At 69.7% G+C, this 13,673-nt stretch carries 8 protein-coding genes and 2 pseudogenes; 7 read left to right on the top strand and 3 right to left on the bottom strand.

From position 1 onward, the window contains the following. Positions 1-350 precede the first annotated feature (350 nt). From ACZ6WH_RS18260 to ACZ6WH_RS18250, 3 genes are all read right to left on the bottom strand, one after another. On the bottom strand, positions 351-1,811 hold the full coding sequence (locus ACZ6WH_RS18260) for a family 43 glycosylhydrolase (RefSeq protein WP_469729444.1): 1,461 nt from the start codon (positions 1,809-1,811) through the stop codon (positions 351-353). A gap of 21 nt (positions 1,812-1,832) precedes the next feature. Next, a complete protein-coding gene (locus ACZ6WH_RS18255) occupies positions 1,833-1,967 on the bottom strand; it encodes a hypothetical protein (RefSeq protein WP_469729443.1) in 135 nt (44 codons plus the stop codon). Between the two features lie 153 nt (positions 1,968-2,120). After that, positions 2,121-3,149 carry a LacI family DNA-binding transcriptional regulator gene (locus ACZ6WH_RS18250; RefSeq protein WP_469729442.1) on the bottom strand — a complete coding sequence of 343 codons (1,029 nt, stop codon included), beginning with the start codon at positions 3,147-3,149 and terminating at the stop codon, positions 2,121-2,123. Positions 3,150-3,324: 175 nt separating this feature from the next. Here ACZ6WH_RS18250 and ACZ6WH_RS18245 point away from each other — a divergent pair. From ACZ6WH_RS18245 to ACZ6WH_RS18215, 7 genes and pseudogenes are all read left to right on the top strand, one after another. Then, positions 3,325-5,150, top strand: a pseudogene (locus tag ACZ6WH_RS18245) (glycoside hydrolase family 2 protein). Positions 5,151-5,194: 44 nt separating this feature from the next. After that, positions 5,195-6,514: an extracellular solute-binding protein gene (locus ACZ6WH_RS18240; RefSeq protein WP_469729441.1), complete on the top strand. Its 1,320-nt coding sequence runs from the start codon at positions 5,195-5,197 to the stop codon at positions 6,512-6,514. Positions 6,515-6,535: 21 nt separating this feature from the next. Next, entirely contained in the window at positions 6,536-7,492 is a 957-nt protein-coding gene (locus ACZ6WH_RS18235) for a carbohydrate ABC transporter permease (protein ID WP_469729440.1), read from the top strand. A gap of 1 nt (position 7,493) precedes the next feature. Further along, positions 7,494-8,441, top strand: coding sequence for a carbohydrate ABC transporter permease (locus ACZ6WH_RS18230; RefSeq protein ID WP_469729439.1), 948 nt, complete (start codon positions 7,494-7,496; stop codon positions 8,439-8,441). Between the two features lie 48 nt (positions 8,442-8,489). Then, positions 8,490-11,411: an alpha-glucuronidase family glycosyl hydrolase gene (locus tag ACZ6WH_RS18225; protein ID WP_469729438.1), complete on the top strand. Its 2,922-nt coding sequence runs from the start codon at positions 8,490-8,492 to the stop codon at positions 11,409-11,411. Positions 11,412-11,483: 72 nt separating this feature from the next. Beyond that, positions 11,484-11,852, top strand: a pseudogene (locus ACZ6WH_RS18220) (alpha/beta fold hydrolase); the annotation flags it as partial. A 140-nt stretch (positions 11,853-11,992) separates the two neighbouring features. After that, a complete protein-coding gene (locus ACZ6WH_RS18215) occupies positions 11,993-13,615 on the top strand; it encodes an amidase (RefSeq protein ID WP_469729437.1) in 1,623 nt (540 codons plus the stop codon). Positions 13,616-13,673: the final 58 nt, after the last annotated feature.

Genomic DNA, 13,673 nt, shown 5'->3' with positions numbered 1-13,673 from the left:
CTTGCAAGGGATGCCACGCGCGGCGTATTGGGTGGCCGGCCTCATGGCCGGCTGCTGACGGCACAGCAGCGATCGGCGAAGGCGACGCTGGGCAGCGCCGAATCCGCCGAACCGGTATCTGTCTGTGCAGGAACCCCCTCCCCCACCTCAATAAATGCTGCTGTTGCACGCATGCTCTTCACACATATGTCAGCTGCATTCCTCTATCGCCACGCGTACGAGCGATGATTGATATCGCTAACGACACTCCCTGGAAGAGGAAACGCGGGAAGGCGTGAATCTCTCGTGAATCACTCGTATGCCGCAATCACTCGGGCCCCCGGCCACGTGATGTGGCCGGGGGAAGCGGGTCAGTTCACGTAGACCTCGGCGCGGTCGACGCTCACGAAGGACGCCTGGGAGTCGGTGTTGTGCCCGCCGGTCACGCGGACGCGGAGAGTGTGGTTGCCGTTCGCGAGGCGGGGGCTCATGTACTGCAGCGCCTCACCGACCCGGGGTGAGCCGTGGAAGTCCACCTGCTGCTCCGGACCGCCGTCGATGCTGATCGCCGCGTACCCGTTGCCGACGTCCTTGACGGACAGCAGCGCGATACGGGTGCCGGTGAAGGAGAAGGTGGCCGTGGCGTCGGCCTGGTCGCTCCAGTGGTCGTCGCTCCAGAAGCACTGCGTGCCGCAGCCCGTACCGGAGTTCCAGGAACCGCTGTAGGTCAGTTTGCCCGGCCCGCTGGACCGGCCGTCGTCATTGATCCAGTAGTTGCCCGACCCGGGGTCGCCCGAGGGCAGATCCTGCGTGGCTCCGAGCGCGAGCGGCCGGCCGAGGTCGGGGCTGCCGTCCGCGCGCCAGGTGATCTTCTGAGCCCGGGTCGTACGGTTGCCGTACGTGTACGCTGAGGTGGTCTTGGCGTGGTAGACGATCCAGTCTTCCGTGCCGTCAGGGGACTGGAAGAAGGCGTGGTGGCCGGGGCCGAACACGCCGCGGTCGTCGGCCCGGGAGAAGGCCGCGCCCTGATGCTGCCGCCAGTTGCCGGGGACGAGCGGATCGGCGTCCGAGGGCAGCGACATCATCCAGACCTGGTAGTCGGGCTTGCCGGTGTCGCAGGTGGAGTACGTCATCCACGTACGGCCGTTGCGGTAGAGGAACTCGGGGCCCTCCCGCACCTCGGGGCAGCCGCCGGCCCCGTTGAGGGCGACGGCGTCACCGGAGACCGTGTAGGGGTTGGACATCGGGGCGATGTTGAGTCCGTTGTGCTGGTACTGATTGAGGCCGCTGTAGGCCAGATACAGGCGGCCGTTGTGCTGCAGGATGCCCGCGTCGATGGCGAAGTCGTTCGCGTGGTTGGGCGGCGCGAGCTTGGCCTTGAAGTGGTACGGCCCGGTGGGGTCGTCGCGTTCGGACTCCAGGACGTACAGGCGGTGGTGCTCGTCCACGCCGTCGTCGGCCGTGTAGTACATGTACCAGCGGTCACCGAACCGGTAGAACTCCGGGGCCCAGATGTTGCGGTTGCGGGAGGAGTCCGAGTCGGTCCAGACGGTGACGGGATCGGACGAGAGCAGGTTGCCGAGGGAGGACGAGCGCCACATCCGGATGCTGTCGCCCTGCGTCGTGGTCAGGTAGTAGGACCCTTTCCAGTGGGTCATAAACGGGTCGGGTCCCGTGTTGAGCGGATTGCGGAACGTACCGGCCGCCGCGGCCCCCGCGCGCTCGGCGGCCGGTGCGGCCGAGGCCGGAAGCAACCCCGCGACCAGCGCGAGCAGGGCGACGGCGAGCAGCCCCGCACGGGCGAGCAGGGCGCGGAGTGGTCTCTTGGGCATGCGGACACCTTTCGGGGAGCATCAGCCGCACCCGGCGCTGAAGCCGCCTGCCGTCAGGCAGCGGCATAAGTGGGTGCGGGCATCGGGGTGGGGAGCGGTCATCGTCCCGGTCTCGAAGGTGATCACCTTCTTGCCGTGGTCCTGGGCGAACGTCATCACTCTTGAAGATGTGGCTGCCGTGGCCCCAGTTGCTCCAGAACGCCTCTGGGTTGCCGGTCTGGGTTTTACATCGATGAAAGGACGCTGTAAACCCCTCGTGCGCGGCACCCTGAGGGACGCGAGGGGACCAGCGCTGCTGCGGGTGCCGCCTCAGCCTCCCGAGCTCTCCCGTACGACCAGTCGGTGTCCCGCCACCTTCTCGACGGCGGCGTCGCCGGTATTTCCGCTGTCGGTATGTCCGCTGTCGATGCGGTCCAGCAGCATGCCCACCGCGTCCTGTGCGATGCCGGGCTTGTCCGGGGCCACGGTGGTGAGGGTGGGGATGCTGTAGCGGGCGGCCTCGATGTCGTCAAAGCCCACGACGTCCAGGTCCTTCGGCACCGACCAGCCGTCCTCGTGCAGGGCGCGTACGGCACCGAGCGCCAGATGGTCGTTGAGGCAGAGCAGCGCGTCCGGCCGCTCCGGCCCCCGCATGAGGGCGCGGGCGGCGCTCGCCCCGTCCGCCCAGCGGTAGGCGGGCACCGGCACCACGAGGTCGTCCGGCACCGGGACGTCCGCGGCATCCAGCGCCTTCTGGTACCCCATCGTGCGCAGCCGGCCGGTGTTCCGCGGGCCGCGCAGCGCGCCGCCGATCACCGCGATCCGGCGGCGGCCGCGCGACAGCAGGTGTTCGGTCGCCTCGCGGGCCGCCGCCACGTTGTCGATGGCGACGTGGTCGGCGCTGCCGGGCGGATTGCACTCGCCGAGCAGCACCAGTGGCAGCCGGGTGTCGCGCCGGGCGAGGTCGCGGGGCTGCAGGGCGAGCGGGCTGAGGATGACGCCGTCGGTGAACTCCGCGTCAAATCCCTGTACGGCGGCGATCTCGCGCTCCCGCCGGCCGCCGGTCTCCAGGATGAGGAGGGTGCCGCCGCGCCGCTCGGCCTCCAGCATGATGTGGTGCGCGAGTTCCGCGAAGTAGGCGATGTCCAGGTCGGGGACGGCGAGGGCGATCATGCCCGTGCGCCCGCGGCGCAACTGGCGGCCCGCGATGTTGACCCGGTAACCGAGGGCGTCGATGGCCTCCCGGACCACGGTCCGGGTTCGGTCGGAGACGTGCTCGTAGTCGTTGAGGACGTTCGACACCGTCTTCGGGGAGACGCCGGCGTACTCCGCGACGTCCTTGATCCTTGGCCTGCCCATATGCCCTGCTTCCTTCCGCCACCGGGGATCGTATCCGGCCGTCGCGGGCGGGCCGCCGGGCGGATGCGGCAGGCGTGTCCGTACGAAAACTTTGCCGATCGCCAGTATTTACATCGATGTAAGTGCATGGTGGCATGAGCTCGATCCGAGTGCACCGGCACGAGCGAGGAGCAGTATGAGCAGGCCCCTGCCCACGGACGTCCCGCGTCCCGAGTATCCGCGCCCCCAGTTCGCCCGGGCCGCATGGCTGAACCTCAACGGCCGCTGGCAGTTCGAGGTGGACCGGGCGGACAGCGGGCTGGAGCGTGGGCTGCGCGACCGTGACCTCTCGGGCGAGATCACGGTGCCGTTCTGCCCCGAGTCCGCGCTGTCCGGTATCGGCGACACCGACTTCATGGAGGCCGTCTGGTACCGACGCACCGTGACGGTCCCGGCCGAGTGGGCCGGATCCGATGTGCTGTTGCACTTCGGAGCGGTGGACCAGGACGCCACGGTCTGGGTCAACGGCATCGAGGTGGCACGCCATCGCGGCGGATTCACCCCGTTCAGCGCGGAGCTGCGCGGCGTGGCCGCGCCCGGCGAGGACGCGGTGATCGTGGTGCGGGCGCGGGACAGCCGGCACGGTCCGCAGGCCCGGGGCAAACAGGCCACCTGGTACGCCAACACGCACTGCCACTACACCCGGACCACCGGCATCTGGCAGACGGTGTGGCTGGAGCCGGTCCCGGCCCGCACCCGCTTCAAGCGCCCCCGCATCACCCCCGACCTGGGCTCGGGCTCCTTCCATCTGGAGCTGCCGGTCACCGCCAATCTGCCGGGGCACCGGGTGCGTGCTGTGCTGTCCGACGAGCGGGGCGAAGTGGTGCGCGCCGAGGCCCGCGCGAACTCGACCTGTGCCCGCGGCTGGTGCTGACGGTGCCGCAGGACCGGGTGCGGACCTGGTCGCCGGCCGACCCGCACCTGTACGACCTGCGGCTCCAGCTGCTCGACACCGAGGGCGCCGTCGTCGACGAGGCCACGTCGTACGCGGGGCTGCGGTCGGTCGCCCTGCACGGCAAGCGGGTCCTGCTCAACGGCGAGCCCGTGTTCCAGCGGCTCGTGCTCGACCAGGGCTACTACCCGGACGGGCTGATGACCGCACCCAGCGACGCCGACCTGGTGCGCGACATCGAGCTGGGTTTGCGGGCCGGATTCAACGGAGCCCGGTTGCACCAGAAGGTGTTCGAGGAGCGGTACCTCTTCCACGCCGACCGGCTGGGCTATCTGGTGTGGGGCGAGTTCGGCGACTGGGGCTGCGAGACCGGCGTCCGTGACGACAATCAGCGCCCTGACGCCAGTTATGTCACGCAGTGGCTGGAGGCGCTGGAGCGGGACCACTCGCACCCCTCGATCATCGGCTGGTGCCCGCTGAACGAGACGTACCAGCATCTGCACGACCGGATCACCGGGCTCGACGACGTCACACGGGCGATGTTCCTGGCCACGAAGCAGGCCGATCCCAGCCGGCCGGTCATCGACGCCTCCGGCTACGCGCACCGGGTGCCGGAGACCGACGTCTACGACTCGCACTGCTACGAGCAGAACGTCGAGGCGTTCGCCAAGACGATGTCGGGGCTCGCCGAGGACCGTCCGTACATCAACACCGGCCCCGACGGACGCACTTGGTCGGTCCCCTATCGCGGGCAGCCGTACTTCTGCAGTGAGTTCGGCGGCATCTGGTGGGACCCCGCCGCGGCGGACACCGCTGCCGGCGACGAGACCGGCACGTCCTGGGGATACGGCGAACGGCCGCGCAGCGCCGAGGAGGTCATCACGCGCTTCACCGGCCTAATGGACGTGCTGCTCGACGACCCGGACATGTTCGGCTACTGCTACACGCAGCTCACCGACGTCTTCCAGGAACGCAACGGCGTCTACGGGTTCGACCGCAGCGAGAAGTTCGACGCGGCCGCACTGCGCCGCGTCCAGCAGCGCGCGGCGGCCTGCGAGACCACCGGCTGAGCACCACCACCTTGCCGTACACCGATGCAGAGAGAGGCAGCTCCATGGTCGACCTGTCCCGACGGGACGTGCTGCGGGCTTCGCTGGCCTCGGCCGCCGCGCTGGCCGCCGGCGGGACCCTCGCCGGCTGCGGTACGGCCGCGGCCGCCGGTGACCCGCGTACCGTGCACCTGTGGGACCTGTTCAGCGGCGCCGACGGGGTCCTGCTGAACGATCTGTTGCGTACCGCCCGGCCGGACATGCCCGGTACCCGCGTCGAGCGCACCGTGCTGGAGTGGGGCACGCCGTACTACACCAAACTCGCGATGGCCTCGGCCGGCGGGCGCGGGCCGGACGTCGCCATCGCGCACATGTCGCGCCTGGCGGGTTACGCGCCCACGGGGCTGGTCGATCCATGGGACACCGATCTGCTCGCCGAATTCGGTATTCGCGAGGAGGACTTCGCCGACGCGGTGTGGCGCCGCACGCAGCACCGCGGCCGGACGTACGCCGTGCCACTGGACACCCACCCCTTCATCGTCTTCTTCCATCCCGCCGTCGCACGCAAGGCCGGGCTGGTGACGGGCGACGGATCGCTGGACCAGGAGGCGTTCTCCTCTCCGGCGCGCTTCCTGGAGGCGGGCAGGGAGCTGGCGAGGGCGTCCGGCAAGCAGGGCGTTTCCTTCGGATACGTCAATGACACGGCTCAGGGCTGGCGGCTGTTCTACGGGCTGTACCGGCAGACCGGGAACGACTTCGCACTGCCCGAAGGCGGCCCCGTGACGGCCGACGCGGACGCCATGGCCGAGGTCATCGCGTTCATGGCGAAGCTGGTCGACGGGCGCGCCAACCCCCGCCGCCTGGACTACCCGGCGGCGCTGGCCTCCTTCACCAACGGGCGGACGGCCATGACGCTGACCGGAGAGTGGGAGCTCGGCACCTTCCGTGCCGCCGACCCGAGAGTCGGTGCCGCGCCCTTTCCCACGGTGTTCGGCAGCCCCGCGGTCTACGCCGATTCCCACTCCTTCGTACTGCCCCGGCACCCCGGTCGCGACGAGGCACACCGCAGGCGGGCGCACCAGGCGGTGGCGGCGATCCTCAAGGCGGGCCAGACCTGGGCGAAGGCCGGTCACATCCCCGCTTACGAGCCGGTGACACGCACCCGGGCGTACGAGCGGCTCGAACCGCAGTCGCGGTACGCGCGCGCCGCCGACCACGTGGTGCTCGACCCGGCGGTCTGGTTCACCGGTGCCGGGTCCGACTTCCAGAACGCCATGTCACAGGTGCTGCAGCAGGCGCTGCTCGACGGCCTGGCGCCCGACCGGGCGGCCCGCGCCATGATCAAGCGCATCAATACGGCCCTGTCCCGGCCGAGCCCCGCCTGAGCCGCCGCGAAGGAGCCATCGATGTCCACCCAGTACGCCTCGCCCGGCCGGCCGCGGGCCGCCGCCGGTTCCTCCGAAGAGCCCGGCACCAGAGCCGAGGGGCTCGGCACCGGACTGCGCCGAGCCGTCCCTCCTGGTCTGCTCTTCGCCCTGCCCTTCCTTCTCCTGTTCGCCGTCTTCATGCTCTGGCCGCTGGCGGACGGCCTCTGGATGAGCCTCACCGACGCCTCGCTGTCCGCCCACTCCCCCTCGTTCGTCGGCCTGGACAACTACGGGGAGGCCCTGGGCGACGCGGAGATGTGGCGCTCGGTGTGGCACACCGTGTGGTTCACCGCGGTCTCCACGGTGCCGCTGGTGACGGTGGCGCTCGGCATGGCGCTACTGGTGCACACCGGACTGCCCGGCCAGTGGGTGTGGCGGCTGGCGTTCTTCGCCCCCTACCTGCTGCCGGTGGGCGTCATCAGCCTGCTGTGGACGTGGCTCTACCAGCCGGACCTCGGCCTCTACAACCACCTGCTCGGCGCGGTCGGCCTGGACGGCCTCAGCTGGCTGAGCGACGAGTCGACCGCCCTGTACGCGATCGTGCTCGCCACGTTGTGGTGGACGGTCGGCTTCAACTTCCTGCTCTTCCTCGCGGCGCTGCAGTCGGTGCCGGACCATCTGTACGAGGCGGCGGCGCTGGACGGAGCCGGCGCGTGGCGGCGGCTGTGGCATGTGACGCTTCCTCAGCTGCGGCGCATCACCTCCGTGATCGCCGTGCTCCAGGTGCTCGCCTCGCTGAAGGTCTTCGACCAGGTGTACCTGCTGACCAAGGGCGGACCCAACGGCTCCACCCGCCCGGTCGTCGAGTACCTCTACGACATGGGCTTCACCGGCTACCGGCTCGGCTACGCCTCCGCCATCAGCTATGTCTTCTTCGCCCTCGTCGTCCTGGCCTCCGCCGCGCAGTTCCTCGCCTTCCGCCGCAGGGAGAAGTGACATGACCGCCACCGAAGCCCGGGTGCGCCCGGGGCGCCGCGCCCTCTCCCCCGTTCCCGCCGTGCCCCGGGCCGGGCGGACGCGGCGGCCGGCACCGCAGCGCGGCCCCAACCTCACCCTGGGAGCGAGCAGGCTCTCGCGGACGCTCGCGCTGGCCACCCTCTCGGTACTGGCCCTCACCTGGCTGCTGCCGATGGCCTGGGCGGTGTTCACCTCGGTCAAGTCCGAGCGGGACGCCAGCGACCCGCTGCACTGGATATGGCCGCAGGCCGGCTTCACCCTGGACGGCTTCCGTACCGTGATCGAGCGCGGTGACCTGCCGCTGTGGATGCTGAACAGCTTCGTCATCTCCGCGGCGGTCACCCTCGTCACCGTGGTGGTGTCGGCGATGGCCGGCTACGCCTTCTCCCGGACCCTGTTCCGGGGCCGCCGGTGGCTCTTCACGATCTCCACGGCGGCGATCCTCGTGCCGCCGCAGCTGCTGATGGTCCCGTGGTTCCAGCAGATGCTCACCCTGAACCTGGTCGACACCTACGCGGCCGTGATCCTGCCGCAGACGGTCGCCCCGGTGATGGTCTTCATCCTGAAGAAGCACTTCGACACCATCCCCCGTGAACTGGAGGAGGCGGCCCGGCTCGACGGCGCGGGGCACGCCCGGATCTTCTGGTCGGTGATGCTGCCCCTGTCCCGCCCGATGCTCGCGGCCGTCGCCATCTTCGTGTTCATCGGCGCATGGAACAACTTCATGTGGCCGTTCATCTCCACATCCGACCCGGCACTGATGACACTGCCCGTCGGCATCACCTCGGTGAAGGACGCCTACGGCGTCAACTACGCGCAGACCATGGCGTCGGCGGTGCTGGCCGCACTGCCGCTGGTACTGGTCTTCGTCTTCTTCCAGCGGCACATCGTGAAGTCGGTGGCCACCACGGGCCTGGGAGGCCAGTGACCAAACCCATTGCGTGCACCGTTCGTTCAGCGACGAAAGGGAGAACTCATGAGCTCAGGAATACGGCGTCGGAGCGTTCTGTCCGCGGCCGCGCTGGGTGGCGTGGTCGGTTCCCTCGGCCTGTCGGGGCCGGCGTCGGCGCAGCCGGCCGTCGGTACCGGGCCGTCGGCGACAACGTTGTCCGCCGAGGACGGCTACGACCTCTGGCTGCGTTACCGGCAGGTGGCGGACCCCGGACAGCTCAAGCGCTACCGAGCCGCCCTGGGGACCCTCGTCCGGCAGGGGGGCGGCCCGCTCCAGCGATCGGCGGTGGACGAGTTGGCCCGCGGGCTGACCGGGCTGCTCGGCACGCGGGTGAAGCCACGCTCCCACGCCCCGTCCGACGCGGCACTCGTGGTGGGTACGCCGACGAGTTCCCCCCTGATCAGGGAGCTCGTCCCGGCGGCGGAGCTGGCCGAGCTGGGCGATGAGGGCTACGTCATCCGCCGCGTCACCAAGCGCGGCAGGATCCGCACCGTGGTGGCGGCCCACACCGACCGGGGCGTGCTCTACGGCGCTTTCCACCTGCTGCGGCTCGTGCAGACCCGACGACCGCTGGAGCACGTCGATCTCACGGAGCGGCCCGCCGCACCGTTGCGCGTGGCCGACCACTGGGACAACATCGACGGTTCGATCGAGCGCGGCTATGCGGGCCTGTCCTTCTTCGACTGGGAAAGACTGCCGCAACTCGACGCCCGGTACACGGACTACGCGCGCGTCCTCGCCTCGCTCGGCATCAACGGCGCCGTGATCAACAACGTCAACACGCCCGCGGACTATCTAGCCGAGCCGTTCCTGACCAAGCTGGCCGCACTGGCCGGCGTACTGCGCCGCTACGGCGTGACGCTGTACGTCACGGCGAACTTCGCCGCCCCCATCGACCTGGGCGGGCTGGAAACGGCCGACCCCTTCGACCCGGGCGTACGCAGTTGGTGGCAGCAGAAGGCCAAGGAGATCTACGGCAAGATCGAGGATTTCGGCGGCTTCCTCGTGAAGGCCAACTCCGAGGGGCGTCCCGGACCGCTGGACTACGGACGCACCCACGCCGACGGGGCCAACCTGCTGGCAGGCGCTCTCGCACCGCACGGCGGCATCGTGATGTGGCGGTCGTTCGTCCACGACGGCGACGAACAGTGGGACCGGCAGGCCTACCAGGACTTCACACCGCTGGACGGGAAGTTCGCGGACAACGCCATCGTGCAGATCAAGAACGGCCCCATCGACTTCCAGGTCCGCGAACCCGCCCATCCCCTCTTCGGTTCGCTGCCGCGTACGAACTCGATGATCGAGCTCCAGGTGACGCAGGAGTACACCGGGCACTCCACCCACCTGTGCTATCTGGTGCCGCAATGGAAGGAAGTCCTGGACTTCGACACGCGCAAGGGCGGCGAGGGCAGCACCGTGGCGCGTGTCGTGACCGGCCGAGTGCACTCCTACACGCACTTCGGTTTCGCCGGTGTGATGAATTTCGGCGACGCCAGGAACTGGACCGGCTCCCACCTCGCCGCCGCCAACACCCACGGCTACGGACGGCTCGCCTGGAACCCGGAGCTGTCGGTTGAGGACCTGGCCGACGAATGGATCCGGATGACGTTCGGCAACGACCCCCACGTCATCACCACGGTCTCCGCCCTGCTGCTGGGCTCCTGGCACACGTACGAGGACTACACCTCACCGCTGGGCACCGGCTACATCACGCATCCGCCGGACGGCTCGGTGACGGGGCACTTCGACCCCAGCCCGACCACGACCACCCAGTTCCACAAGTCCAACCGCGAGGGCATCGGCTATGACCGTACGGCCGCCACCGGCAACGGCTACACCGAGCTGTACGCACCGGCGATACGGGACACCTACGAGTCGCTGGAGAACTGCCCCGAGGAGCTGCTCCTCTTCCTCCACCACGTCCCCTACACCCACCGGCTGGACAACGGCACAACCGTCATCCAGCACATCTACGACACGCACTTCGACGGTGCGGCACGGGTCGCCGGCATGCGCAAGGACTGGGAAGGACTGCGCCGCCGCATCGACCACCAACGCTTCACCGACGTACTCCGCCAGTTCGACCGGCAGCTGACCGAGGCCACGAAGTGGCGGGACACCCTGGTCGCCTACTGGTTCGAACTCAGCCGGATCCGCGACGAGCGGCGCAGCTGGCTCCAAGCGGTCATCGCCCCGGCCGACACGGTACTGCTGGGCGGCGAACGCAACGACCTGCCGGTGCAGCTGGTCAATGCGACCGGCTCCGGCCTGCGCACGACGGTGTCGCTGGACGTCCCCGAGGGCTGGCAATCGGAGCAGGCAACGAGCTACGTCGCCGCTGAGGGCGACACCACGGTGAAGATGACCGTCGTGCCGTCGCCGGCACCCGCACTCGCCACACTGCACGCGCGCCCGAGATCGGGCTCCGTGCCGGTCCTCGACTCCTCGCTGCGCAGCCTGGCCAGGACCGTCGTCGTGCCACCCGCCGCCCGATGCGTACACGCTCTGGACGCCGGTCCCGGCTCGGCGCCGGTACTGAAGGAGTACACCCGCCTTGCGCCCGACAGCACCTGGCACGAGGGCGCGGACTTCGGCTGGGTGGGCAACACGCCGGACGCCACCGACACCGGGCTCTTCGACGTCGTGCGCCGGGACTACGTACGCGACAGCGCACCGACCGTGCTGCGACTGAAGCTGCCCGCAGGGCGCTGCACGGCGTATCTGCTCACCGGCGATCCGAACACCTTCAACAGGCCGCTGATCGTCCGCGTGGACGGCGAGGAGCAGGCCCGCAGCGAGCAGCTCGACGGCCGGGAATTCACCTGGCTCCGCATCCCTCTGGACGGCGGCCCCTTCGGGCGCGACGTGGACCTGGAGATCTCCGCGAAGGAGGACCAGACCTGGCATCTCAGCGCCTGCGTGGTAGTGGCCGACGACCGGGAGTGAGCGTGCCCGCACGGCCGGCAGCCCACCAAAAACCAGAGGCCGGGTCGGGGCGCGCTCACTACGATCCGGATCATGAGTACTCACCATGCCGGTCCTACGTTCGTCCTGGTGCACGGGGCCTGCTCCAGTTCGTTCATGTGGGCACCGGTACAACGGGAGTTGGCGCTGCACGGTCACCGCAGCTTCGCCGTCGACCTGCCGGGCCATGGGTTCGACGCCCAGTACCCGGTGGCCTACCAGGCCCCGCAGGACCTCGACGCCTGGGCGGTCGAGCCCTCGAAGCTGGCCGAGGTCACCTTGCAGGACAACGTGGACATGGTCGTCGACGTGGTCCGCAAGGTGGCCCGGCACGGGCCTGTGGTGCTGGTGGGCGCCAGTCTCGGCGGAACCACCGTCACGCAAGTGGGCAACACGATCCCCGACCTGGTGGACAGGCTCGTCACCAGCTGATGGCAATGAGGGGCCGTCCGCACGCCCCCAATGGGGCCTTTTGCGCCGACCGTTCCCACCAATGACGCAGGCGATCGAGGCGCCCTTGCGCCAGGGTGCGGCCGTATAGTCGGCTACCTCTCATGAGGAGCATGAGAAACAGGAGCATGGGGACACTGGCAGCCGTCACCCTGGTCGCGGGAACCCTGTGTGCCGCCGTGCCGCATTCGTATGCGGAGGGCGCGAGTACCGGTGCCGGCCATCAGCAGGCACCGGCCGGTTCGCCTCCCGAGCTGGGCGTCGACCTGGACACGGTCACGATCCCGCAGTTGCAGACACGTATGGCCCGCGGATCGCTCACCTCGTCGGCGCTGATCAGCGCCTACCTGTGGCGGATCAAGACCGTCGACCCCAAGATCCACGCGGTGCTGCGTACCGACCCGACGGCTCTGCGCCAGGCTGCCGCCAGCGATGCCCGGCATCGGCACGGACGCGCTCTCGGCCCGCTCGACGGCATCCCCGTCCTGCTCAAGGACAACGTGGACACCCGCGGTATGCCGACGACGGCCGGGTCGCTCGCGCTGGCCGGCAGCCCACCGCGCACCGACGCGCTCCTGGTGAAGCGGCTGCGGGAAGCGGGGGCGGTGATCCTCGGCAAGACCAACCTCTCCGAGTGGGCCAACTTCCGTGCGGAGAAGCCGACATCGGGCTGGTCGGCGGTGGGCGGGCAGACCCATAACCCGTACGTGCTCGACAGGAATCCGTGCGGGTCCTCCGCCGGTTCGGGTGCCGCGCTCGCCGCGTCCCTGGCGCAGGTGGCGATCGGCACCGAGACGGACGGCTCCATCGTCTGCCCGGCCGGCATGAACGGGGCGGTCGGCCACAAGCCCAGCCTCGGCCTGGTCAGCCAGGACGGCGTGGTACCGATCTCCGCCGAGCAGGACACCGCGGGGCCCATGGCGCGCAACGTGACCGACACCGCGCTCACCCTGTCGGTGCTCAGCGGCGACCGTACCGCTTCGCGTCCCGGTGGTTCCTTCGGCCTCGCGAACGGGTCGGCGCGCTCGGGCGACCTGCGCGGCAAGCGGATCGGCCTGTGGCGGCTGCCCTCGCTCGGGCCGGAGGTGGACGCGCTGATGACCCGTACCGCGAAGAAGCTGCGTGCGGCGGGGGCCGAGGTCGTCGAGGTGACGCCCCCGTACCAGAAGCGACTCGCCGAGCTCGAATTCCCGGCTCTGCTCAGCGAGTTCCACCGGGACATCGATGCCTACCTCGCCACCCGCAAGGGGCCGCAGAGCCTCGCCGAACTCATCGAATTCAACCGCACCCACCCCGCGGAGCAGACCTGCTTCGCCGGCCAGCAGCTGTTCGAGCAGGCCCTCGCCGCGCCTCCCACCACCGACCCCTCGTACCGGGCCAAGCGCGCCGAGCTGAAGGATCTCTCGCGGCGCTCCATCGACGAGACCATGGCCGCCCATCGGCTGGACGCCATCGCCTCGCCGACGAATCCGCCGGCCTGGACGACCGACTGCGCGCGGGGCGACAACGACGTGATCCCGTCCTCCACCCCGGCGGCCGTCGCCGGCTACCCGTCCTTGTCGGTACCCGCCGGTTTCGTGAACGAGCTGCCTGTCGGAGTGCTGCTGATGGCCGGTGACCAGCAGGACGCCAGGCTGCTGTCGCTGGGGGCCGCGGTGGAGCACAGGCTGTCCGCCTGGCGAGCTCCGCAGTACCTGCCGTCGGTGGGCCCCGACGCCACTCCGCCGTCGTCATAGCCGGAAGGCCCGGAAGGAAGGCGGCAGGGCTCGCACTTCCTTCCGAGCCGGGTTCGGC

The sequence above is a fragment of the Streptomyces sp. NPDC050806 genome (assembly GCF_055586425.1).
The sequence above is the reverse complement of the archived record's forward strand: the minus strand, read 5'-3'. Positions and strand labels throughout refer to the sequence as shown.